This window comes from Streptomyces sp. NPDC096079 (assembly GCF_040303145.1).
Taxonomy (GTDB): domain Bacteria; phylum Actinomycetota; class Actinomycetes; order Streptomycetales; family Streptomycetaceae; genus Streptomyces.
The window spans coordinates 280542-302779 of record NZ_JBEOST010000002.1 but is presented as its reverse complement, the minus strand read 5'-3'; the positions used below and the strand labels follow the sequence as shown (position 1 = coordinate 302779).

General features: G+C 74.2%; 16 protein-coding genes. 14 read left to right on the top strand and 2 right to left on the bottom strand.

The window, feature by feature from the left end; translation table 11 throughout:
* Positions 1-201 (bottom strand): hypothetical protein, encoded by a 201-nt coding sequence (locus ABTY59_RS05295; protein ID WP_352017939.1) that lies wholly within the window; start codon positions 199-201, stop codon positions 1-3.
* Positions 202-434: 233 nt separating this feature from the next.
* Here ABTY59_RS05295 and ABTY59_RS05290 point away from each other — a divergent pair, with 233 nt between their 5' ends.
* Positions 435-3599 (top strand): glycoside hydrolase family 84 protein, encoded by a 3165-nt coding sequence (locus tag ABTY59_RS05290; protein ID WP_352017555.1) that lies wholly within the window; start codon positions 435-437, stop codon positions 3597-3599.
* Positions 3600-3650: 51 nt separating this feature from the next.
* On the opposite strand, the gene ABTY59_RS05285 is transcribed toward ABTY59_RS05290, so the two are convergent.
* Positions 3651-4214: an HNH endonuclease gene (locus ABTY59_RS05285; protein WP_352017554.1), complete on the bottom strand. Its 564-nt coding sequence runs from the start codon at positions 4212-4214 to the stop codon at positions 3651-3653.
* A 239-nt stretch (positions 4215-4453) separates the two neighbouring features.
* On the opposite strand from ABTY59_RS05285, the gene ABTY59_RS05280 reads away from it, so the two are divergent.
* The 13 genes from ABTY59_RS05280 (at position 4454) to ABTY59_RS05220 (ending at position 22201) form a co-directional block, all read left to right on the top strand.
* On the top strand, positions 4454-5533 hold the full coding sequence (locus tag ABTY59_RS05280; RefSeq protein WP_403533653.1) for a mechanosensitive ion channel family protein: 1080 nt from the start codon (positions 4454-4456) through the stop codon (positions 5531-5533).
* A 164-nt stretch (positions 5534-5697) separates the two neighbouring features.
* On the top strand, positions 5698-6912 hold the full coding sequence (locus ABTY59_RS05275; RefSeq protein ID WP_352017553.1) for an ROK family transcriptional regulator: 1215 nt from the start codon (positions 5698-5700) through the stop codon (positions 6910-6912).
* Positions 6913-6961: 49 nt separating this feature from the next.
* Complete coding sequence (locus tag ABTY59_RS05270) at positions 6962-8308, top strand: ABC transporter substrate-binding protein (protein ID WP_352017552.1); 1347 nt, start codon at positions 6962-6964, stop codon at positions 8306-8308.
* Between the two features lie 133 nt (positions 8309-8441).
* Positions 8442-9323 (top strand): carbohydrate ABC transporter permease, encoded by an 882-nt coding sequence (locus ABTY59_RS05265; protein ID WP_352017918.1) that lies wholly within the window; start codon positions 8442-8444, stop codon positions 9321-9323.
* Positions 9324-9325: 2 nt separating this feature from the next.
* Positions 9326-10210, top strand: a complete 885-nt coding sequence (locus ABTY59_RS05260; RefSeq protein WP_352017551.1) for a carbohydrate ABC transporter permease — start codon at positions 9326-9328, stop codon at positions 10208-10210.
* A 7-nt stretch (positions 10211-10217) separates the two neighbouring features.
* The gene (locus ABTY59_RS05255) at positions 10218-11483 is read left to right on the top strand and encodes a 6-phospho-beta-glucosidase (RefSeq protein WP_352017550.1); all 1266 of its coding nucleotides are present in this window, start codon (positions 10218-10220) and stop codon (positions 11481-11483) included.
* On the top strand, positions 11480-12454 hold the full coding sequence (locus tag ABTY59_RS05250; protein ID WP_502995337.1) for an N-acetylglucosamine kinase: 975 nt from the start codon (positions 11480-11482) through the stop codon (positions 12452-12454). The genes ABTY59_RS05255 and ABTY59_RS05250 overlap by 4 nt, the downstream gene beginning before the upstream one ends.
* Before the next feature lie 297 nt (positions 12455-12751).
* Positions 12752-14179, top strand: coding sequence for a GlnX family signal transduction membrane protein (locus ABTY59_RS05245; RefSeq protein WP_352017548.1), 1428 nt, complete (start codon positions 12752-12754; stop codon positions 14177-14179).
* Between the two features lie 251 nt (positions 14180-14430).
* Positions 14431-15390: a glutamate ABC transporter substrate-binding protein gene (locus tag ABTY59_RS05240; protein ID WP_502995336.1), complete on the top strand. Its 960-nt coding sequence runs from the start codon at positions 14431-14433 to the stop codon at positions 15388-15390.
* A 53-nt stretch (positions 15391-15443) separates the two neighbouring features.
* Complete coding sequence (locus ABTY59_RS05235) at positions 15444-16739, top strand: coiled-coil domain-containing protein (RefSeq protein WP_352017546.1); 1296 nt, start codon at positions 15444-15446, stop codon at positions 16737-16739.
* A gap of 59 nt (positions 16740-16798) precedes the next feature.
* The gene (locus ABTY59_RS05230) at positions 16799-19330 is read left to right on the top strand and encodes a serine/threonine-protein kinase (protein WP_352017917.1); all 2532 of its coding nucleotides are present in this window, start codon (positions 16799-16801) and stop codon (positions 19328-19330) included.
* 2 nt (positions 19331-19332) lie between these two features.
* Complete coding sequence (locus ABTY59_RS05225; protein ID WP_352017545.1) at positions 19333-20811, top strand: PP2C family protein-serine/threonine phosphatase; 1479 nt, start codon at positions 19333-19335, stop codon at positions 20809-20811.
* 64 nt (positions 20812-20875) lie between these two features.
* Positions 20876-22201: a vWA domain-containing protein gene (locus ABTY59_RS05220; RefSeq protein ID WP_352017544.1), complete on the top strand. Its 1326-nt coding sequence runs from the start codon at positions 20876-20878 to the stop codon at positions 22199-22201.
* The last annotated feature ends 37 nt before the right edge of the window (positions 22202-22238 follow it).

Here is a 22238-nt window from a genome sequence, read left to right as displayed (position 1 = left end):
TCACACTCCGGGGGACTCCGGGCCGCCCGCGCTGCCGGGGGCGGTGGGTTCGCTGGTCAGGGGGGCCGCCACGGCCAGGGGCGGCTCGCTGGTGAGGGGTGACGCGTCGGGCAGGGGCGGCTCGCTGGTCAGCGGTTCGCCGGCCGGTGCCGACTGCTGGGGAATGCGTATCCGTCCGAGGTGAGGGGCGGTCGTGGTCACGGGGGTCTCCCGGTTTCGTCTCGACAGGTGGGACCTGGGCAACGACAGCCCTACCCACCGCACCTCGTTTTACCGGCGGAACGCGGTGAAGTGACGTCACCTCGCCGACGGCTCGCCGGGCAAAGGCGACACATCGGCCACCCGCATTGACACCTCCGTGCGACGGGTGGTGGGCTCGTGACCCGATCGTGACCAACCGGCGGAGTCGCCGGCCCCGGCCGAAGGGAGAGCCCGTGCACCTCGGGCGCAGGAAGCGGACCGCGACGGCCGTCGCCGCCGCCGTCATCGGCGGTCTGCTCGGCGGCGCGGTGCCGGGCTCGGCGCAGGCCCTCCCGACGGCTCCCACGACCCCGACGGCTCCGGTGACGCCGACGGCGCCCCCGGCCCCGGCGGCCACGGCTCCCGGCGCCCCCGTGCGGCCGGCCGCGCCCCGTACGGACGCCGCGGCCGGGCGCGTGCCCGCCGTCTGGCCCCGGCCGCAGTCGCTGGCCGCCGCCGGGTCCTCCGTACGCCTCGGGGACGAGGTGACGCTGCTCGCGGACGCCGACGCCGATCCGTACGCCCTCGCCGCCCTGCGCGAGCTGCTGCGGGCCGCCGGGGTGCGGACCGTGCACGGCGCGCTGCCCGGCCGGGGCCCGGTGCTGCGGCTCGCCGGGCCCAGCGGCGGGAGCGACGGCGAGGGCTCGGGCGCCCAGGAGGCCCTGTCCGCCCTGCGCGTGCCCGAGCGCCTCGACCTGCCGCGCGGCGGCTACCGGCTCGCGACGGGCCGCTTCCGGGGGCGGGACACCGTCGTCCTGGACGGGATCGGCGAGGACGGCCTGTTCCACGCCGTCCAGACGCTGCGTCAGCTCCTCGGCTCCGGGCGGGAGATCCCCGGCGTCGTCGTCCGCGACTGGCCCGGCACGGTCGAGCGCGGCATCACCGAGGGCTTCTACGGCCGCCCCTGGACCCGGGAACAGCGGCTCGCCCAGCTGGACTTCCTGGGCCGCACCAAGCAGAACCGCTATCTGTACGCGCCCGGCGACGACCCGTACCGCCAGGCGCAGTGGCGCGAGCCCTACCCGGCCGCGCAGCAGGAGGAGTTCCGCGCCCTCGCCCGGCGGGCCCGCGCCAACCACGTGACGCTCGGCTGGGCCGTGGCGCCCGCCCAGTCCATGTGCCTGGCCTCGGCCGGGGACGTGGCGGCCCTGACGGGGAAGCTGGACGCCATGTGGGAGCTGGGGGTGCGCTCCTTCCAGCTGCAGTTCCAGGACTCCTCGTACGACGAGTGGCACTGCGACGAGGACGCCGACACCTTCGGGCGCGGACCGGAGGCGGCGGCCACCGCCCACGCGCGCGTGGCGAACGCCGTCGCGCGGCACCTCGCCGCACGGCACCCGGACGCCGAGCCGCTGACGGTGATGCCGACGGAGTACTACCAGGACGGCACGACCGCGTACCGCGCGAAGCTCGCCGCGGCGCTCGACACGGACGTGCGGGTCGCCTGGACGGGCGTCGGCGTCGTCCCGCGCACGATCACCGGCGGCGAACTGGCGGGCACGCGCCGGGCCCTGGGCGGCCACCCGCTGGTCACCCTGGACAACTACCCGGTCAACGACTACGCGCAGGACCGGCTGTTCCTGGGCCCCGCCACCGGCCGGGACCCGGCCGTGGCCGCCGGTTCCGCCGCCTATCTCGCGCACGCCATGGAGCAGTCCGTGGCCTCCCGCATCCCGCTCTTCACCACCGCCGACTACGCCTGGAACCCGAAGGGCTACCGGCCCCGCGCCTCCTGGCTGGCGGCCGTCGACGACCTGGCGGGTCCCGACCCCGCCGCCCGCGAGGCGCTGCGCGCGCTCGCCGGGAACGGCTCCTCCTCGATCCTCGCCCCGGGCGGTGAATCCGCCTACCTGAAGCCGCTCCTGGCGGCCTTCTGGGCCTCCCGCACGGGCACCGGGACGGCCACGCGGGAGAAGGCGGCGCGCGAGCTGCGGGACGCGTTCACCGTGATGCGCCGGGCCCCCGAGCGGCTCACGGCCGCCGCCGGCGGCGCCCTGGGCGACGAGACGGCGCCCTGGCTGGAGCAGCTCTCCCGGTACGGCCGGGCCGGCGAGACGGCGGTCGACATGCTCCTCGCGCAGGACCGGGGCGACGGCGCGGCGGCCTGGCGGGCGCAGCTGGACCTGGAGGGGCAGCGGAAGGTCCTGGAGGCGGGCCGGGTGACGGTCGGCTCCGGAGTCCTCGATCCGTTCCTCACGCGCGCGGTGACGGAGTCGGCGGCCTGGACCGGCGCCGACCGGGCGCCGGCGGCGCGGGCGGACCGTGCCCCCGGCTCGTACACCGTGCGGCTCGACCGGGCGCGCGCCGTGGAGGCGCTGACGGTCATGACCGCGCCGGACACGGCCCGGGACGCGCGCGTGGAGGCGTACGTCCCCGGCGAGGGCTGGCGGCCGCTCGGCCCGCTGTCGGAGTCCGGGTGGACGCAGACCGAGCTGAAGGGGCTGCGGGCGGAGGCGCTGCGGGTGGTGTGGAGCGGCGCGGGTCCCGCGCCCGAGGTGCGCTCGCTCGTGCCGTGGTTCGCGGACGGGCCGCGCGCCGGACTCGCCCTGGCCAGGACCGAGACGGACGCGGAGATCGGCGGCCCGGCGCAGCGGGTGGACGTGGAGCTGACGGGCCGGCGCGCGGGCGAGGTCCGCGGGGCGCTGACGGCGAAGGCCCCGAAGGGCGTCGCGGTGCGGCTGCCGGAGCAGGTCGTGGTGGGCCGCGGCACGGGGACGACGGTGCCCCTGGAGGTGTCCGTGGCCGCGGGCGTGCCGGCCGGCTCCTACCGGGTGCCGGTGTCCTTCGCGGGCGAGGAGCGGGTCCTGACGGTGCGGGCCTTCCCCCGGACGGCGGGCCCGGACCTGGCGCGGGCGGCCACCGCGTCCTCCTCGGGCGACGAGACGCCGGACTTCCCCGCCGCGTCGGCCGTGGACGGCGACCCGGCGACCCGCTGGTCCTCCCCCGCGGAGGACGGCGCCTGGTGGCAGCTGGAGCTGCCCGAGCCGGCCCGGATAGGGCAGGTGGTGCTGCACTGGCAGGACGCGTACGCCTCCCGATACCGGGTGCAGGTCTCGGCCGACGGGCGGGTCTGGCGGACGGCGGCGACCGTCGCGGACGGCCGGGGCGGCCGGGAGTCGGTCCGCATGGACGCGGCGGACACCCGTTTCCTGCGGGTCCAGGGCGAGACGCGGGCGACCCGCTTCGGCTATTCGCTCTGGTCGGTGGAGACCTACGCGGTGGCCCCGCCCGAGAAGGAGCGGCAGGGCGCGCCCGAGGAGCGGAAGGACGCGCCGGACCAGCGGGAGGGCACGGGCGGGGAGCGGGAGGACACGGGCCGGGCGCGGGCGGGCACGCCGGAGGAGCGGCCCGCCCCCTGAGGGTCGCGCCGCTCCGTGCCGGAAGCCCCCCGCGTACGCGAAAGGCCCGGCTCAACCCGTCGTCAGCGCCCTCACGGGGGTGTCTGCGACGGAGTCGATCCGGGCCATGACGGCCTCGGCGCCGTACGGCTCCAGGTACGGCAGCCAGCGGGGGTCCCGGTGTCCGGTCCCGATGATCCGCCAGGCCAGGCCGGTCGGCGGGGCGGGTTGGTGCCGCAGCCGCCAGCCCAGCTCGCGCAGGTGCCGGTCGGCCTTGACGTGGTTGCAGCGGCGGCAGGCCGCCACCACGTTCTCCCAGGCGTGCGTGCCCCCGCGGCTGCGCGGGATGACGTGGTCGACGCTGGTCGCGACGCCCCCGCAGTACGCGCAGCGCCCGCCGTCGCGCGCGAAGAGCGCCCGGCGGGTCAAGGGAACGGGCCCCCGGTAGGGGACCCGCACGAAGCGCTTCAGTCGCACCACACTGGGAGCGGGGAGGACTTGGGTCTCGCTGTGCAGGAAGGCGCCGGACTCCTCGAGGCAGAGAGCCTTGTTCTCCAGGACGAGGACGAGTGCGCGGCGGAGCGGTACGACGCCGAGCGGCTCGTACGACGCGTTGAGGACCAGGACATGCGGCACGGATGCCTCCTATGACGCCGGCGGCGCGTGGCTCGCGCCGGGACGAACTGCTCTCAGTCTCTCCTCATGCCTGGTCGCGGCGCCACCACGTACCGGAATCGGGGTGACGGCGCACGGGGTGTTCTCGACCACATCGGCATGTCTCCCCGGTATGTGCCCAGGTGAGGTCCGTCTCTCCCTCGAACACGGCTACGGGACCACGTCCGACGCACCGTTACTGTGGATGGCCTGCGTACGCGATGCCTGGAGGTTGTCCCGTGTCCTGGTCCGCCCTGGCGGCTGCCACCGAACCCGATCCGATGCCGGTGACCCTGGACGAGGCCGCGGAGAAGGCCACCAACGCGGCGAGCTGGGTGGAGGAGAACTGGTCCACCTGGCTGAACACGGGACTGCGCATCCTGCTGATCCTGGTCGTCGCACTGCTGCTCCGGATGGCCGTGCGGCGGGCCCTGACGAAGCTGATCGAGCGGATGAACCGCTCGGCCCAGGCGGTGGAGGGGACCGCGCTCGGCGGGCTCCTGGTGAACACCGAGCGGCGGCGGCAGCGCTCGGAGGCGATCGGGTCGGTGCTCCGCTCGGTGGCGTCCTTCCTGATCCTCGGCACGGCCGGGCTGATGATCCTCGGCGCGTTCAAGATCGACCTGGCGCCGCTGCTCGCCTCGGCGGGTGTGGCCGGTGTGGCGATCGGTTTCGGCGCGCGGAACCTGGTGACGGACTTCCTGTCCGGCGTCTTCATGATCCTGGAGGACCAGTACGGCGTCGGTGACTCCGTCGACGCGGGCGTGGCCTCCGGCGAGGTCGTCGAGGTGGGCCTGCGGGTGACGAAGCTGCGCGGGGTGGACGGCGAGATCTGGTACGTCCGCAACGGCGAGATCAAGCGGATAGGGAACCTCAGCCAGGGCTGGGCGACGGCCGGGGTGGACGTCACGGTCCGGCCGACGGAGGACCTGGAGAAGGTGCGGGCCGTGATCGCCGGGGCGGGCGAGGTCATGGCGAAGGAGGAGCCCTGGAACGAGCGCCTCTGGGGCCCGGTGGAGGTGCTGGGTCTGAGCGAGGTGCTGCTCGACTCGATGACGGTCCGGGTCTCGGTGAAGACGATGCCGGGCAAGAAGCTGGGTGTGGAGCGCGAGCTGCGCTGGCGCATCAAGCGGGGTCTGGACGAGGCCGGGATCCGGATCGTCGGCGGGATTCCGCCGCAGGCCGAGGAGTCGGCGGCCGACCCGACGGCCGGCATGGCGGCCCCGTCGGCGTTCGCCTCGACGACCTCGCCGCAGTCGGCGGCGGCGACCCCGCTGCCGAAGCCGGACCTGGCGAAGTAGTCCCGTCCGTCCCGCACGCCCCCACGGGTAACGCTTTGGTTGCCTTCGGGGGCGTGTCGCGTTCCCGGGTATTGACGCCTTCGTGACGGCCGCCTTACCTTCCTCCCAACCCAATAGGAAAGTTTCCTAACAGTGTGGTCACCGACGAGGCAGGTGTGAGTCCCATGGCGGGTACGACCCCGGGAACCCCCGGTACACCGCGTGTCCTGCGGGCCATGAACGACCGCGCCGCCCTGGACCTGCTCCTGGAGCACGGCCCCCTCTCGCGCACCAGGATCGGCAACCTCACCGGCCTGTCCAAGCCGACCGCCTCCCAGCTGCTCGCCCGGCTCGAAGCGGCCGGGCTCGTCGTCGCCACCGGCACCACCGCGGGCCGGCCGGGACCCAACGCCCAGTTGTACGGGGTCAACCCGCGGGCCGGGTACGCCGCCGGACTCGACGTCGACCAGCACCGGGTCCGCGCCGCCGTCGCCGACATCACGGGCGAGATCGTCGGCGAGTTCGAGATCCGCACCCCCGGCCGCTCCGCCTCCGGCGTGGTCCGCCAGGTCACCGACGCCCTCGACGGGGCCGTCAAGGCGGCCGGGATCGCCCGCGAGGAGGTCCGGCGCCTCGTCATCGGCACCCCCGGCGCCTTCGACCCGGCCACCGGGCGCCTGCGGTACGCCTCCCACCTGCCCGGCTGGCACTCGCCCACCCTCCTGGAGGAGCTGGCCGCCGCCCTGCCCATGCCCTTCGAGTACGAGAACGACGTGAACCTCGTCGCCGTCGCCGAACAGCGCCTGGGCGCCGCGCGGGGCCACGGGGACTTCGCCCTGCTGTGGAACGAGTGGGGCCTCGGTGCCGCCCTCGTCCTCGGCGGGCGGCTGCACCGCGGCTTCACCGGCGGCGCCGGCGAGCTCGGCTTCATGCCCGTGCCCGGCACCCCGCTCGTACGGCAGGTCACCAAGGCCAACTCCGGCGGCTTCCAGGAGCTCGCCGGCATCCAGTCCGTGCCCCGGATCGCCCGCGCCGCCGGCATCGAGACCCCCGACCACCCCTTCGTACCGGTGGTGACCGGGCTGCTCTCGCACGCCGCCGCGGCGCACGAGGAGGACCCCCGGTACGCGGAACTGCTCGACCGGTACGCCGAGCGCCTCGCCACCGGACTCGCCGCCCTGGTGGCGGTCCTCGACCCCGAGCTGATCGTGCTGTCCGGGGACGCCCTCGTCCCCGGCGGCGAGCCGCTCCGCGCGCGCGTGCAGGCCGAACTCGCCGACCTCGCCCCGTCCCGGCCGCGGCTCGTCCTCTCCGCCGTCCGCCGGAGCCCCGTCCTGCGCGGGGCCCTCGAAAGCGCCCTCGCCACCACGCGCGACGAGGTCTTCGACACCTCGCGCTGACCGTCCTCGCCCCTCGCCGAAGCCCGAACCCCTCCAGGGAGACACCGTCATGCCCGTTCGTCCGCGCAGAGCCGCCACCGCGCTCGCCGCCACCGCCTCGATAGCCCTCTTCGCCTCCGCCTGTACCGGCTCCGCGGGCAACGCGGCCGCCGACGACCCCAAGGCCGAGACGACCATCACCTTCTGGCACGGCTGGGCGGCGCCCGCCGAGGTCAAGGCGATCGAGGACAACGTCGCCCGCTTCGAGAAGGCCCACCCGAACATCAAGGTGAAGGTCGTCGGCGGCATCAACGACGACAAGCTGGGCCAGGCGCTGCGCGCGGGCGGGTCGAACGGCCCGGACGTCGTCTCCTCCTTCACGACGGCCAACGTCGGCAAGTTCTGCGCCTCGGGCGCGCTCGCCGACCTCAAGCCGTTCATCGAGAAGGACAAGCTGGACCTCGACGCGATCTTCCCGAAGGTCCTCCAGTCGTACACGCAGTTCGAGGGCAAGCGCTGCTCCCTGCCGCTGCTCTCCGACGCGTACGGCCTCTACTACAACAAGGACCAGTTCAAGGCCGCCGGCCTCGACCCGGAGGCCCCGCCGAAGACCTGGTCCCAGTTCACCGAGGTCGCCAAGAAGCTCACCAAGGCCAAGGGCGACTCGTACGAGAGGCTCGGCTTCATGCCGAACTACCTCGGCTACGAGACCGTCCTCTCCCACTACATGTCGCAGTGGAAGCACGGCGGGTACTTCGGCACGGACGGGAAGTCGACCGTCGCGAAGGACCCGGCGTTCGCCGAGGCGATCACCTACCAGAAGTCCCTGGTCGACGCCCTGGGCGGATTCGAGAAGCTCGACAAGTACCGCACCACCTTCGGCGACGAGTGGGGCGCCCAGCACCCGTTCCAGACCGGTCAGGTCGCCATGCAGCTGGACGGCGAGTGGCGGCTGAACTTCGTCAAGGACGCCAAGGTGGGCTTCGAGGTCGGCGTCGCGCCGCTGCCCGTCGCCGACGACGAGATCGGCGAGTACGGCAAGGGCTACCTCTCCGGCACGATCATGGGCATCGCCCCGCAGAGCCGGAAGCAGAACGCGGCCTGGGAGCTGGTCAAGTACATGACCACGGACACCGACGCCGTGGTCGGCTTCGCCAACGGCATCGGCAACGTCCCCTCCACCCTGGAGGCGCTGAAGTCCCCGAACCTGAAGTTCGACGCGCGCTTCAAGACCTTCCTGGACATCGCCCGGCACCCCGCGTCCACCACCTCCGACGGCGCCGTCAACGGCTCCGCCTACCAGGAGACCCTGCAGAAGTTCGCCGGACAGTACGAGAAGGGCCAGGTCACGGACCTGAAGAAGGGCCTCGCCGACACGGCCGCCCAGATCGACCGCGACATCGCCGCGGCGAAGTGACGGCCGGAAACCGCCCATGAGCACGGACACCCTGCCCGCGAAGGAGGCGGCCGCCCCGGCCGCCTCCTCCCCGGAGGCGCGCAACACCCTGCGGTCGAAGCGCCGGCGCAACGCACTGCGCACCGCGCTGTTCATGTCGCCCTGGCTGATCGGCTTCGGCTTCTTCTTCGCCTACCCGCTCGTCTCCACCCTGTACTTCTCCTTCATGCGGTACGACGGCCTCAACGCGCCGACCTGGCGGGGCCTCGACAACTGGTCGTACGTCTTCTCGGACTTCCCCCAGTTCTGGCCGGCCCTGCAGAACACCCTCTGGCTGGCCGTCGTGATGGTCTCCTGCCGGGTGCTCTTCGGCCTCGGCATCGGCCTGCTGATCACCAAGATCAAGACGGGCGCCGGTGTCTTCCGCACCCTCTTCTACCTGCCGTACCTGGCCCCGCCGGTGGCGGCGACGCTCGCCTTCGTCTTCCTCCTGAACCCCGGCACCGGACCGGTCAACGCGCTCCTGGAGGCGGTCGGCATCCCCGCCCCCTCCTGGTTCAACGACGCGGACTGGGCCAAGCCGGCCCTCACCGTCCTCGCCGTGTGGGGCGTCGGCGACCTCATGGTCATCTTCATGGCCGCCCTGCTCGACGTGCCGAAGGAGCAGTACGAGGCGGCCGAGCTGGACGGCGCGTCCGCCTGGCAGCGCTTCCGCTACATCACCCTGCCGAACATCTCGCCGATCGTGCTCTTCGCGGTCGTCACCGGGATCATCGGCGCGATGCAGTACTACACGCAGCCGATCGTGGCCTCCAAGGTCGCCTCGGGCGTGATGGGCGGCTCGGGCGTCACCTTCGTCCCCGGCTACCCGGACGACTCCACGCTCACCCTGCCGCAGCTCGTCTACAGCCTCGGCTTCAGCCAGTTCAACTACGGCGCCTCCTGCGTCGTGGCGCTGGTGCTCTTCGCACTCTCCATGGCCTTCACCGCCCTGCTCATGCGCAGGCGCGGCGGCCTGATCGGCTCGGGTGACTGACGATGACGACCACGACCGCCCCCGTCCCCGCCGTGACGGGCCCCGCCGAGAGGCGGGCCCGCCGCAAGGCGCTGCTGCACTGGATCGCCGTGCACGCGCTCGGCATCGCCGCCGCCCTGTTCTTCGTGCTCCCGTTCGTCTTCGTCTTCCTGACGTCCCTGATGAGCGACCAGCAGGCGCTGACCCGGGACCTGACGCCCGACTCCTGGCACTGGGAGAACTACGTCAAGGTCTTCGACACGCCCGGGTTCCTCACCTGGTGGAAGAACTCCCTGCTGTACGCGGGACTCGGCACCGTCCTGGTCGTCGTGTCCTCGGTCCCCGTGGCGTACGCGCTCGCGAAGTTCCGCTTCCGCGGCCGCCACCTGTCGCTGCTGCTCGTCATCGCGATGATGATGCTGCCGCCGCAGGTCGTGATCATCCCCATGTACCTGTTCTGGGCCAAGCAGATGGACCTCTCCGGAACGCTCTGGCCGCTGATCATCCCGATGGCCTTCGGCGACGCCTTCGCCATCTTCCTGCTGCGCCAGTTCCTCCTGACCATCCCCGACGAGTACGTCGAGGCCGCGCGCATCGACGGGTGCGGCGAGTTCCGCACCCTGATCCGGGTCGTGCTCCCGATGGCGAAGCCCGGCATCGCCGCCGTCGCCCTGTTCCAGTTCTTCTACTGCTGGAACGACTACTTCGGGCCGCAGATCTACGCCTCCGAGAACCCCGGCGCCTGGACGCTCAGTTACGGCCTGGAGTCCTTCAAGGGCGCGCACCACACCGACTGGAATCTGACCATGGCCGCGACCGTCCTGGTCATGGCCCCCGTGATCCTCGTGTTCTTCTTCGCGCAGAAGGCGTTCGTCGAAGGAGTCACCCTGACCGGAGTGAAGGGCTGAATCACCAATGAAGCTCGCTGTCGTGGGGGGCGGTTCGACCTACACCCCCGAACTGATCGACGGATTCGCGCGTCTGCGCGACACCCTGCCCATCACCGAACTCGTCCTCGTCGACCCGGCCGCCGAGCGCCTGGAGCTCGTCGGCGGACTGGCCCGGCGGATCTTCGCCAGGCAGGACCACGACGGGAAGATCGTCACCACCACCGACCTCGACGCCGGGGTCGAGGGCGCCGACGCCGTCCTGCTCCAGCTGCGCGTCGGCGGACAGGCCGCCCGCGAACAGGACGAGACCTGGCCGCTGGAGTGCGGCTGCGTCGGCCAGGAGACCACCGGCGCCGGCGGCCTCGCCAAGGCGCTGCGCACCGTCCCGGTCGTCCTGGACATCGCCGAGCGGGTCCGGCGCACCAACCCGGACGCCTGGATCATCGACTTCACCAACCCCGTCGGCATCGTCACCCGCGCGCTGCTCCAGGCCGGGCACAAGGCCGTCGGCCTGTGCAACGTCGCCATCGGCTTCCAGCGGAAGTTCGCGGGGCTCCTCGGCGTGGCCCCGTCCGACGTCCACCTCGACCACGTCGGGCTCAACCACCTGACCTGGGAGCGGGGCGTGCGGATCGGGGGCCCCGAGGGCGAGGACGTGCTGCCCCGGCTGCTCGCCGAGCACGGCGACGCCGTCGCCGACGACCTGCGCCTGCCGCGCCCCGTCCTGGACCGGCTCGGCGTCGTCCCCTCGTACTACCTGCGGTACTTCTACGCGCACGACGAGGTGGTCCGGGAGCTCGGCACCAAGCCCTCGCGGGCCGCCGAGGTCGCGGCGATGGAGCGGGAGCTCCTGGAGATGTACGGGGACCCGGCGCTCGACGAGAAGCCGGCGCTGCTCGCCAAGCGGGGCGGCGCCTTCTACTCGGAGGCGGCGGTGGACCTGGCGGCCTCCCTGCTGGGCGGGGGCGGTTCGCCGTACCAGGTGGTGAACACGTACAACAACGGCACGCTGCCGTTCCTGCCGGACGACGCCGTCATCGAGACGCAGGCCGTGGTCGGCTCCGGCGGCGCCACGCCGCTGCCGGTCGCGCCGGTGGACCCGCTGTTCGCCGGTCTGATCGCGAACGTCACGGCCTACGAGGACCTGGCCCTTGAGGCGGCGCTGCGCGGCGGCCGCGACCGGGTGTTCAAGGCGCTGCTCGCGCACCCCCTGGTCGGGCAGTACGCCTACGCCGACGGGCTCACCGACCGGCTGATCGCACACAACCGGGAGCACCTCGCGTGGGCGTGAACCTGAACGGCACGCTCCTCGCGGTCGACGCGGGGAACAGCAAGACCGACGTCGCGGTGCTCGCCCAGGACGGCACCGTCCTGGGGTCGGCGCGCGGCGGCGGGTTCCAGCCGCCGGTGGTGGGGGTGGAGACGGCGGTCGACGGGCTCGCGGAGATCGTGAGGCGGGCGGGCGCCGAGGCCGGTGTGCCGCTGGACTTCGCCCACGTCGCGGCCTGCCTGGCCAACGCCGACCTGCCGGTGGAGGAGGACGCGCTCCAGGCGGCGCTGCTCGCCCGGGGCTGGAGCCCTTCCGTGCAGGTGCGCAACGACACCTTCGCGATCCTGCGGGCCGGGCTCGACGAGCCGCGGGGCGTGGCCGTGGTGTGCGGGGCGGGGATCAACTGCGTCGGAATGACCCCGGACGGGCGGACCGCGCGCTTCCCCGCGATCGGGAAGATCTCCGGGGACTGGGGCGGGGGCGGCGGTCTCGCCGACGAGGCCCTGTGGTGCGCGGCGCGCTCCGAGGACGGCCGTGGCCTGTCGACGGCCCTCGCGGACGCGCTGCCCGCGCACTTCGGCCTGGAGTCGATGTACGCGCTGATCGAGGCGCTGCACCTGGGGCGGATCACCATGGATCGGCGGCACGAGCTGACGCCGGTGCTGTTCGCGGTCGCGGCCGCGGGTGACCCGGTGGCGCTGTCGCTGGTGCACCGGCTCGCCGAGGAGGTCGTCGCCATGTCGTACGTCGCGCTCCGCCGGCTGGGGCTGCACCACGAGGAGGCGCCGGTGATGCTGGGCGGGAGTGTGCTCGCCGCCCGTCACCCGCAGCTGGAGGAGCGGATCCGTGAGCTCCTTGCGGCGCGGGCGCCGAAGGCCGTGATCGGCTTCGTGACCGCGCCGCCGGTCCTCGGGGCGGGGCTGCTCGCCCTGGACGAGGTGGCCGCGGGCCCCGCGGCGGCGGCACGGCTGCGGAAGCGGTACGAGCGCTGATCGTGGGGGTGGGTGCGGGGTGTCTCGTCGGGGCGACGGGGCACCCCGCAGGCATGTTCACCTGTTCGAGCGACGGCCGGGACGGAACCGATTCCGGCCGGGCGACGTATTCAAGGTGAGGGGGTTCACCTGCTGACGCACGGGAGGCATGGGGCACGATAAGCACAAGATCCAGTCAATCCCGGTGTGCGGACGGCCCCCTGAGGCCATACTGCTGGCCGGGTGGTCCTCCACCGGAACCGGTCCCGCCGGACCCCGGCCGGACGGGCCGACGTCAGCGACCGAGGGGGAGGTCAAGTGACACACCCGCCGACCGCGTCCGCCGCCTCGGCGGCGCTGGGCACGGCGCCGGCGCCCGCGCGCCCGGGCACGGTGCCCGCGCAGCCGTCGCCCGCTTCCGCCGCCCCGCCGCCCGCGGGGCGCGGCGCCTGGGCCGTGGGCCGGGAGCGGCTGCGGGAGGCCGCGACCACCGAGCCCGGCCGTCTGCAGATCCTCGGGGCCGTACTGGCGCTGCTCGTCGTCGCGTTCGGGGCCGTCACCGCCCTGGAGGTCACCGACCGGGCCTCCGCCGCCGACGACGTCGTCAGCCGCAGCCAGCCCCTGAGCGCCGACGCGGCCGCCGTCTACCGCTCCCTCGCCGACGCCGACACCACCGCGGCGAGCGGGTTCCTCGCGGGCACCCTGGAGCCCGCCGAGTCCCGCGCGCGGTACACCCGGGACATCACCACCGCGTCCCGGCTGCTCGTCAAGGCCGCGGCGAACACGGACGGTTCGTCCGCCTCGGCCCGCGAGATCGCCACGCTGAACGAGCAGCTCCCGCGCTACACGGGCCTGATCGAGCGGGCCCGCGCCGCCAACCGGCAGGGCCTGCCCCTCGGCGGCGCCTATCTGCGGTACGCCAACCAGCAGATGTCCAGCTCGCTGCTGCCGGCCGCCGAGCGGCTGTACGCGGCGGAGACGGAGCGGCTGCACCGGGACGACGACGCGGCCCGCGGCTGGCCCTACCTGTCGCTCGCGCTGGGGCTGCTCACCCTCGCCGTCCTCCTCTGGGCCCAGCGCCGCACCTACGTCCGGACCAACCGGGTGTTCAACCACGGGCTGCTCGCGGCCACCGCCGCCACCGCCGCCGTCCTGCTCTGGCTGGTCGCCGCCCACACCGTGACGCGGACCGAGCTGAACAGCGCGCGGGCGCACGGGCAGGAGTCCCTCCAGGTCCTCAACTCGGCCCGGATCAGCTCCCTCACCGCCCGTGCCAACGAGAACCTGACCCTGGTCGCCCGGGGCGCCGTCCTCACCGAGGACGGCAAGAACGACAAGTACGAGGCGGACTACACCGCGAGCATGGGCGCCCTGACGACGGCGCTCGCCGCGGCCCGCGAGCTCGCCGACGACGACGCCGGGCGCGGCCCGGTCGACGAGTCCTCGGCGCACGCCGCCGAGTGGCGCGAGCGCCACAAGGACGCCCGCGCCAAGGACGAGGCCGGCGACTACGAGGGCGCCCTCGGCAGGGTCGTCGGCGCGCAGGGCTCCACCGGCCGGTCCTTCGACGAGGTGGACTCCGCCCTGGAGAAGGCCCTCGCGCACGAGCAGCGCGAGTTCACCCGCTCCGCCGGGGACGCCAGGGACGCGCTGACGGGGCTGCCGCTGGGCGCGGCCGCCCTCGGGATCCTGGGCGCGGCGGGAGCCGTGCTCGGCATCAACCGCAGACTGTCGGAGTACCGGTGAGAGGGGGCGGCATGCCGGACAAGGGCACGGACCCGCTGGTGCGGCGCACGGCGAACGGCGCGGACCCCTCGGCCCGGCGGACCCCGAGCGGCGCGGAGCAGCTGGTGCGGCGGACCCCGGGCGGTGCGGAGCAGCTGGTGCGGCAGACCCCGGGCGGCGCGGAGCAGCTGGTGCGGCAGACCCCGGGCGGCGCGGAGCCGCTGGTGCGGCGGGTGGCCGGGCGGCTGCGCGGCTGGGGCGGGGTGGCCGCCATGGCCGTGGCCTGCGCGCTCACCGCCTCGCTCACCCTGCTGCCCCTCGCGCAGGACGGGAGCGGTGTGGCGGCCGCGCCCCGGACGGGGAGCCCCGGCGTGGGCACCGGCGTCCAGATCAAGGCCGACACCTGCGAGCACCCCGAGGCCTCCCTCACGCCCTCCCCGGCGGACGGCCCGTCGATCCGGGCGATCAAGGCGCGCGGCAAGCTGATCGTGGGCGTCGACCAGTCCAGCTACCGCTGGGGCTACCGGAACCCGGAGAAGGGCGTCCTGGAGGGCTTCGACATCGACCTGGCCCGGGCCATCGCCAAGGACGTCCTCGGCGACCCGGAAGCGGTCATCTTCCGGGCGATCCCCACCAACCAGCGGATCGCCGCGCTGGACGGCGGCAAGGTCGACCTCGTCGTGCGCACCATGACGATCAACTGCAAGAGGATCGAACAGGTCGCCTTCTCCACGGCGTACTTCCGGGCCGGGCAGCAGGTCCTCGCGCCCAAGCTCGACCGGAGCATCACGGGCTACGACTCCTCGCTGAGCGGCAAGCGGGTCTGCACCGCCGAGGGTTCCACGGCCTACGACGCCCTGGAGGAGAAGTCCTTCGGCGCGGTCTTCAAGGACGAGGGCGACGGCACCAAGGACGACGAGGACCGGCTCACCGTCCCCAACCAGCTGGACTGTCTGGCCCGGCTCCAGATGGGCGAGGTCGACGCCGTCGTCACGGACAACGCGCTCGCCGCCGGTCAGGCCGCGCAGGACCCGGCGGTGGAGCTCAAGGGCCGGCCGTTCACCGAGGAGTACTACGGGGTGGCGGCCAAGCTCGGCAACGACGACCTGGTCCGGCGGGTCAACCAGGTGCTGGTGGGCTACCGGCAGGGCCCCTGGCAGAAGGCGTACCAGCAGTGGCTGGCGAAGGACCTGCCCGGGATCACCGGGCCGCCCGAGCCGCTGTACAAGTAGCCCGGCGCGCCCCCGAAGGACCAACCCTGTACACGAAGCGGAAGAGGTGACCGATGGGCGTCACGGATCCTCCCGGGCCGGTGATGGACCGGGACGAGGTGGACCGTGCGCTGGCGCGGCTCGGCGCCGAGCACAAGGCGGTCGAGGACTCGCTCCTCGCGCTCCAGGACCACGCGGGCCGCAGGCTGCTCGAAGGGGCCGAACTGACCGGCACGACGCGGGACCGCTGGGCGGCCGCCGAGCGGACCATCACCCTGCTCTGGACCTGCTTCGACGTGTACACGGCCGCCCTGCGGGAGGCCCGTGAGCTGCGCGCCCGGCGGCGCTGGCCCGGCCGGGACGAGCTCCTGGAGCTGACCGACCGGCTGCGCGGCGACGCCGTGCTCGTCCCGGGCGGGGCCGCCGAGGAGGCCCTGCTCACCGAGCGGTTCAGCCTGGGGGGCCTGGTCCGGCGGATGAACGAGCTGTACGCCTCCTCGCTCGACCTGGTCGTCACGGCCGACGCCGTCTGGTCGGCGCTGCCCGCGCGGATAGACCTGCTCGCCGCCGAGCTGGGCCGGACCCGTTCGCTCGCGCACTCGGTCGGCGTGCGGCCCGGGGAGCATCCGGCGGGGGACGATCTGGAGGAGATCACGGCCGAGCTGACCTCGCTGCGCTCCCAGGTCGTGACCGACCCGCTGGCGTTCTGGCGGCCGGCCGCGGGGAGTTCGGCGCCCGGCGGCGGCCGTCCCGACACCGAGCGGTACGACCGGGCCGCGCTGGCCCTGGAGGAGATCCGGCGCGAGATCGAGGCGGTCCTCGCGGTCCGGCAGGACTCCGAGGACCGGCTGCTGCGGCTGCGGGACGTGCTCTCGCGGGCGGACCGGACGCTGGCCGAGGCCCGTTCGGCGCGGGGCGAGGTCCTCGCGAAGATCGCCGCTTCCGAGGTGCCGGCCGTCAGCGGGCCGCCGATCGTGCTCCAGGAGCGGCTCGCGGCGGCCGCCGAGTACCGCAGGCACGCCCAGTGGCACCGGCTCTCCCCGCTCCTGGAGTCCCTGGAGCGGGAGGCGGAGGACGAACTGCTGCGGGCCCGCGCGTCGTTGACGGCGGTCACCGCGCCGCTCGCGGTCCGGGCCGAGCTGCGCGGCCGGCTCGACGCGTACAAGGCGAAGGTGGCGCGGCTCGGCGCGGCGGAGGACCCGCTGCTCACCGAGCGGTACGACGCGGCGCGCCGGATGCTGTGGAGCGCGCCCTGCGATCTGCGGGTCGCGGAGCAGGCGGTGCTGCGCTATCAGCAGGCGGCGGCGGACGTGCTGTCCGGGCCGCGGGGCGCGGGAGACGCCGGGGACGCGGAAGGACGACAGTGGTGAGCGGGGAGACGGGTGTGGGGAGCTGTCAGCGTCCCTCGTGCGAGGGTTCGTACGAGGACATGGGGGGCGGCGAGCTGTACTGCGACACCTGCGGGCTCGCGCCGGTCGTCGCGCCCGGGGGGATGCTGAACTCGACGCCGACCGGGATGGCCGTGCCCGGCAAGGGGACGGGCGGGGTCGGGGGGCCGGACTCCGGTTCCTCGCGGAGCGGTTCGCGGGCCTCCTCGCGTGCCTCGTCCCGCTCGTCGTCGTCCCGGCGCTCGGTCTCCGGCCGGCTCTCGCGCTCGCTCTCGGGGGCCTCCGGCGCCTCCACGGGCCGCTCGGTGTCGGTGCGCAGCTCGGGCTCGTCGACGGGGCAGTCCGCCCGGAACCGGCTGGGCGCGGGCCTGGTCACGATCCCCGAGGTGCCGCGGCCCGACCCGCGCGGCGCGGTGATGGCGAACGCCGAGGTTCCCGAGCGGAAGCGTTTCTGCTCCCGTTCGGACTGCGGTGCTCCGGTGGGCCGTTCTCGCGGCGACCGGGCGGGCCGCACCGAGGGCTTCTGCACCACGTGCGGGCACCCGTACTCCTTCGTGCCGAAGCTGCGCGCCGGGGACATCGTGCACGGCCAGTACGAGGTCGCGGGCTGCCTCGCGCACGGCGGGCTCGGCTGGATCTACCTCGCCGTGGACCGGGCCGTCTCCGACCGGTGGGTGGTCCTCAAGGGCCTGCTCGACACCGGCGACCAGGACGCCATGGCCGCCGCGATCTCCGAGCGCCGCTTCCTCGCCGAGATCGAGCACTCCAACATCGTCCGCATCTACAACTTCGTGGAGCACCTCGACCAGCGCACCGGCTCCCTCGACGGCTACATCGTCATGGAGTACGTCGGCGGCAAGTCGCTCAAGGAGATCGCCAACGACCGGCGCACCCGCGACGGCCGGCGCGACCCCCTGCCGGTGGAGCAGGCCTGCGCCTACGGCATCGAGGCCCTGGAGGCGCTCGGGCACCTGCACAGCCGGAACCTGCTGTACTGCGACTTCAAGGTCGACAACGCCATCCAGTCCGAGGACCAGCTGAAGCTCATCGACATGGGCGCGGTCCGGCGGATGGACGACGACGAGTCCGCGATCTACGGCACCGTCGGCTACCAGGCGCCCGAGGTGGCCGAGGTCGGCCCGTCGGTGGCGAGCGACCTGTACACGGTGGCGCGCACGCTCGCCGTGATGACCTTCGACTTCCAGGGCTACACGAACGTCTTCGTGGACTCGCTGCCCGACCCCGAGCACATCGAGGTCTTCCGGACGTACGAGTCGTACTACCGCTTCCTGGTCCGCGCGACCGACCCGGATCCGGCCCGCAGGTTCGCCTCCGCGCAGGAGATGGCCGAGCAGCTGACCGGTGTGCTCCGCGAGGTCGTGGCGCTCCAGTCCGGACGGCCGCGCCCGGCCCTGTCGACGCTGTTCGGCACGGAGGTGCGGGTCACGGACACCGCGCTGTTCGCCGAACCGACGGAGGACGTGTCGCTGCTGGGCGCGCGGAGGACCGGGCGGAAGCGGCCCGGACGCCCCTCGACCGCGGGGGTCCCGGCGGCGGCCGGAACCTCGTCGGCGCCCGGAGCGCCCTCGGCGGCCGGACTCCCACCGGCCCCGGGGGGTGTGCGGGCGGCCGGGCTCGGGGACGCGCTCGCACCGCTGGACGCGCCCGCCACCGCGCTCGCGCTGCCCGTGCCGCGCGTCGACACGCACGACCCCAACGCCGGTTTCCTCGCAGGCCTCGCGGCCGCCGCCCCCGGCGAGCTCCTCGGGGCGCTCCAGGGCGCGCCCGCTCCCTCCGCCGAGCTGCGGCTGCGCACCCTGCGGGCCCAGCTGGAGCTGCGCGACCTGCCCGCCGCCGCTCGGACCCTCACCGGTCTGGAGGAGCGGGACCCGGACGACTGGCGGGTCGTCTGGTGCCGGGGCGTCGCCTCCCTGGTGACGGGCGACCACGAGCACGCGGCGCTGGCCTTCGACGCGGTGTACGACGCCTTCCCCGGCGAGCCCGCGCCGAAGCTGGCGCTCGGGATCTGCGCCGAGGTGCTGGGCCAGCTGGACAACGCCGCCGAGTACTACCGCCTGGTGTGGGCGACGGACCCCAGCTTCGTCAGCGCGGCCTTCGGGCTCGCCCGGGTGCGGCTCGCGGCGGGCGACCGCATCGGAGCCGTACAGGCCCTGGAGTCCGTACCCGAGGCGTCGATCCACTACACGGCGGCGCGGGTCGCGGCCGTGCGGGCACGGCTGCGGCGGCGCCCGGCGCACGAGCCGCTCGGCGCCGATCTGACGGCCGCCGCCGCGCAGGTCTCCGCGCTCCAGGGCTTCGGTCTGGACGCGGTGCGCCGGGAGCGGTTGTCGACGGAAGTCCTCGGGACGGCCCTCGACTGGGTACTCTCCGGGAGTCCCGGCGCGGCACCGGGCGGCGGCGCGCTGCTGCTCGGCAGTGAACTGGACGAGCGCGGACTGCGCTTCGGCCTCGAACGGTCGTACCGGGTGCTGGCCCGGCTCGCCCAGCGAGGCGAGGAGAGGATCGAACTGGTGGAGCGGGCCAACCGCTTCCGCCCGAGGACGTGGGTGTGAGGATGTCCCAGAAGCCGAAGCCGTCGCACGGACTCGCCGCCTGCCCGGGCTGCGCGGAGCCGCTGGATTCGGGTGACCGGTTCTGCGGGGCGTGCGGCTACGACCTGTCGGCCGTCCCGGCCGCCGGCGCCGACCGCCCGACCGTGGCGATCGGCACCCCCGCCTGGCCGGACGCCCCGCCGCGCGACCCCGGTTCGCTCTCGACGGCGACCCAGCACCCGGGTGACCTCCCGGGCACCGACTCCGGCGGCCGGGACCTCCCGACGATGGAGGTCCGCACGGACGCCCCGGCCCCGGCGGTGGGCGGGGCACCGGCCCCGGCCCCGGCGGTGGGCGGGGCACCGGCCCCGGCCCCGGCGGTGGGCGCGACACCGGCCCAGGCCGCCGTCGTCCCCGCGCCCACGTCCGACGGGGACTTCGAGCTGGCCGCGCCCGATCCCCGTACCGCCGTGCGCGTGGGTCCCGCCCCGGCCGCCGCTCCTGTTCCTCCTGCCCCGGCCGCCCCTCCTGCCCCGGCCGCCGCTCCCGCACCGGCCGCCCCTCCCGCCACCGGCGGCCCCGCGCTCTGCGTGGCCTGCCGGGCCGGGCGGGTGGACACCGACGGGTACTGCGAGAACTGCGGTCACGCCCAGCCCCGCGAGCGCGACCACATGGAGCGGGAAGTGACCGGCGTCGCCGCCGTCAGCGACCGCGGGCTGCGCCACCACCGCAACGAGGACGCGTTCGCCGTCTCGTCGACCACGCTGCCCGACGGCTCCCCCGCCACCCTCGCGATCGTCTGCGACGGCGTCTCCTCGGCGACCCGCCCCGACGAGGCCTCCGCCGCCGCCGCCGAGGCCGCCGGCGCCTCGCTGCTCGCCGCGCTCCCCCGGGGCACGCACCCGCAGCAGGCGATGCACGAGGCGATCGTCGCCGCCGCCGAGGCCGTCAACTCCCTCGCGGAGGAGCCCGGTCAGGACGGCACGGAGCACGACCCGCACCGCCACCGCAACGCCCCGGCCTGCACCATCGTCGGCTCCGTCGCCACCGCCGGACTGCTCGTCGTCGGCTGGGTCGGCGACAGCCGCGCCTACTGGGTGCCGGACGACCGCAGCGCGCCGCCCGCCCGGCTCACCGAGGACGACTCGTGGGCCGCCCAGATGGTCGCGGCGGGCCTGATGAACGAGGCCGAGGCGTACGCCGACGAGCGCGCCCACGCGATCACCGGCTGGCTCGGCGCCGACTCGTACGAACTGGACCCGCACACCGCCGCGTTCACACCGGACCGTTCCGGCGTGGTCGTGGTCTGCACGGACGGCCTGTGGAACTACGCGGAGGGCGCCGAGGACATGGCCCGGGTCGTCCCGGCCGACGCGGCCGACCGTCCGCTGCACAGCGCCCAGGTCCTGGTCGGCCACGCCCTGGACGGCGGAGGCCACGACAACATCACGGTCGCGCTCGTGCCGTTCACCGTCACCCCGCGAGGGGCAGGATCCGCCTGAGAGCGGTCGCCGGTCCCCCTGCCCCTTCACCCTTGTTGCGTCTGTCGCGTAGGAGCCGAAACAGATGGCGAACTTCTCCAAGCCGACCGTGCCCCGGTTCTCGGTGGACGTCTACCAGAACGAGTTCCTGCCGGAGGGCGGCCGGGACGTCAGCGCGATCGTCACCGTCACCTCGACCGGGGGCGGCACCACCGGCGGCTCCGCGGGCGGCGACCCGGGCGCGGCCGGCGTCGTCCTCATGGTCGACTGCTCCGGCTCGATGGACTACCCCGCGACCAAGATGCGCGGCGCGCGCGAGGCGACCGCCGCCGCCGTCGACACCCTGCGCGACGGCACCCGCTTCGCGCTCGTCGCCGGCACGCACGTGGCCAAGGAGGTCTACCCGGGGAACGGCGGCCTCGCCGTCGCCGACGCCCGGACCCGCGCCGAGGCCAAGGAGGCGCTGCGCCGGCTCTCCGCGGGCGGCGGCACCGCGATCGGCACCTGGCTGCGCCTCGCGGACCGGCTGCTCTCCTCCGCCGCGCTCACCATCCGGCACGGCATCCTGCTCACCGACGGCCGCAACGAGCACGAGTCGCCCGAGGAGCTGCGGGCCGCGCTCGACGCCTGCGCGGGCCGGTTCACCTGTGACGCGCGCGGGGTCGGCACGGACTGGGAGGTCAAGGAGGTCACCGGGATCGCCTCGGCGCTCCTCGGCACCGCCGACATCGTGGCCGACCCGGCCGGACTCGCCGCCGACTTCACGGCGATGATGGAGAACGCGATGGGCAAGGGCGTCGCGGACGTCGCCCTGCGGCTGTGGACCCCGGTGGGGGTCGAGATCATGTTCGTGAAGCAGGTGGCTCCGGCGGTCGAGGACCTCACCGGGCGGCGCACCGAGGCGGGGCCGCGCGCCGGCGACTACCCGACCGGCTCGTGGGGCGACGAGTCCCGCGACTACCACGTGAGCGTCCGGGTGCCGCGGGCGGCGGTCGGCCAGGAGATGCTCGCCGCCCGGGTCTCCCTGATCGCCCCGGACCCGGCGGGCGGCGATCCGCGCCCGCTGTCTCAAGGGCTGGTACGGGCGGTGTGGACGGACGACCTCGCGATGTCGACGTCGATCAACCCGCAGGTCGCGCACTACACGGGCCAGGCCGAGCTGGCGGACGTCATCCAACAGGGTCTCGATGCCCGCAAATCGGGCGATCGTGACGGCGCGACGGCCAAACTGGGCCGCGCCGTGCAGCTCGCCGCGGCCTCCGGCAACGCGGATACGGCGAAACTGCTTTCGAAGGTGGTCGACGTCGTCGACGCGGCGACGGGTACTGTGCGTTTGAAGGCGAAGGTCGCGGAAGCGGACGAGATGACACTCGAGACCCGCTCCACCAAGACCGTTCGCGTCAAGAGGTAGCCCGGCCACCGGGCCGGACGACGAGAGGGGGAAGCAC

Bases quoted from the DNA above. Each gene is read 5' to 3' on its own strand.
- ABTY59_RS05225 (WP_352017545.1), top strand. From the start codon at position 19,333: ATGTCCCAGAAGCCGAAGCCGTCGCACGGACTCGCCGCCTGCCCGGGC.
- ABTY59_RS05265 (WP_352017918.1), top strand. From the start codon at position 8,442: ATGTCGCCCTGGCTGATCGGCTTCGGCTTCTTCTTCGCCTACCCGCTC.
- ABTY59_RS05280 (WP_403533653.1), top strand. From the start codon at position 4,454: ATGCCTGGAGGTTGTCCCGTGTCCTGGTCCGCCCTGGCGGCTGCCACC.
- ABTY59_RS05230 (WP_352017917.1), top strand. From the start codon at position 16,799: ATGGGGGGCGGCGAGCTGTACTGCGACACCTGCGGGCTCGCGCCGGTC.
- ABTY59_RS05275 (WP_352017553.1), top strand. From the start codon at position 5,698: ATGGCGGGTACGACCCCGGGAACCCCCGGTACACCGCGTGTCCTGCGG.
- ABTY59_RS05240 (WP_502995336.1), top strand. From the start codon at position 14,431: ATGGCCGTGGCCTGCGCGCTCACCGCCTCGCTCACCCTGCTGCCCCTC.
- ABTY59_RS05220 (WP_352017544.1), top strand. From the start codon at position 20,876: ATGGCGAACTTCTCCAAGCCGACCGTGCCCCGGTTCTCGGTGGACGTC.
- ABTY59_RS05260 (WP_352017551.1), top strand. From the start codon at position 9,326: ATGACGACCACGACCGCCCCCGTCCCCGCCGTGACGGGCCCCGCCGAG.
- ABTY59_RS05235 (WP_352017546.1), top strand. From the start codon at position 15,444: ATGGGCGTCACGGATCCTCCCGGGCCGGTGATGGACCGGGACGAGGTG.
- ABTY59_RS05270 (WP_352017552.1), top strand. From the start codon at position 6,962: ATGCCCGTTCGTCCGCGCAGAGCCGCCACCGCGCTCGCCGCCACCGCC.
- ABTY59_RS05255 (WP_352017550.1), top strand. From the start codon at position 10,218: ATGAAGCTCGCTGTCGTGGGGGGCGGTTCGACCTACACCCCCGAACTG.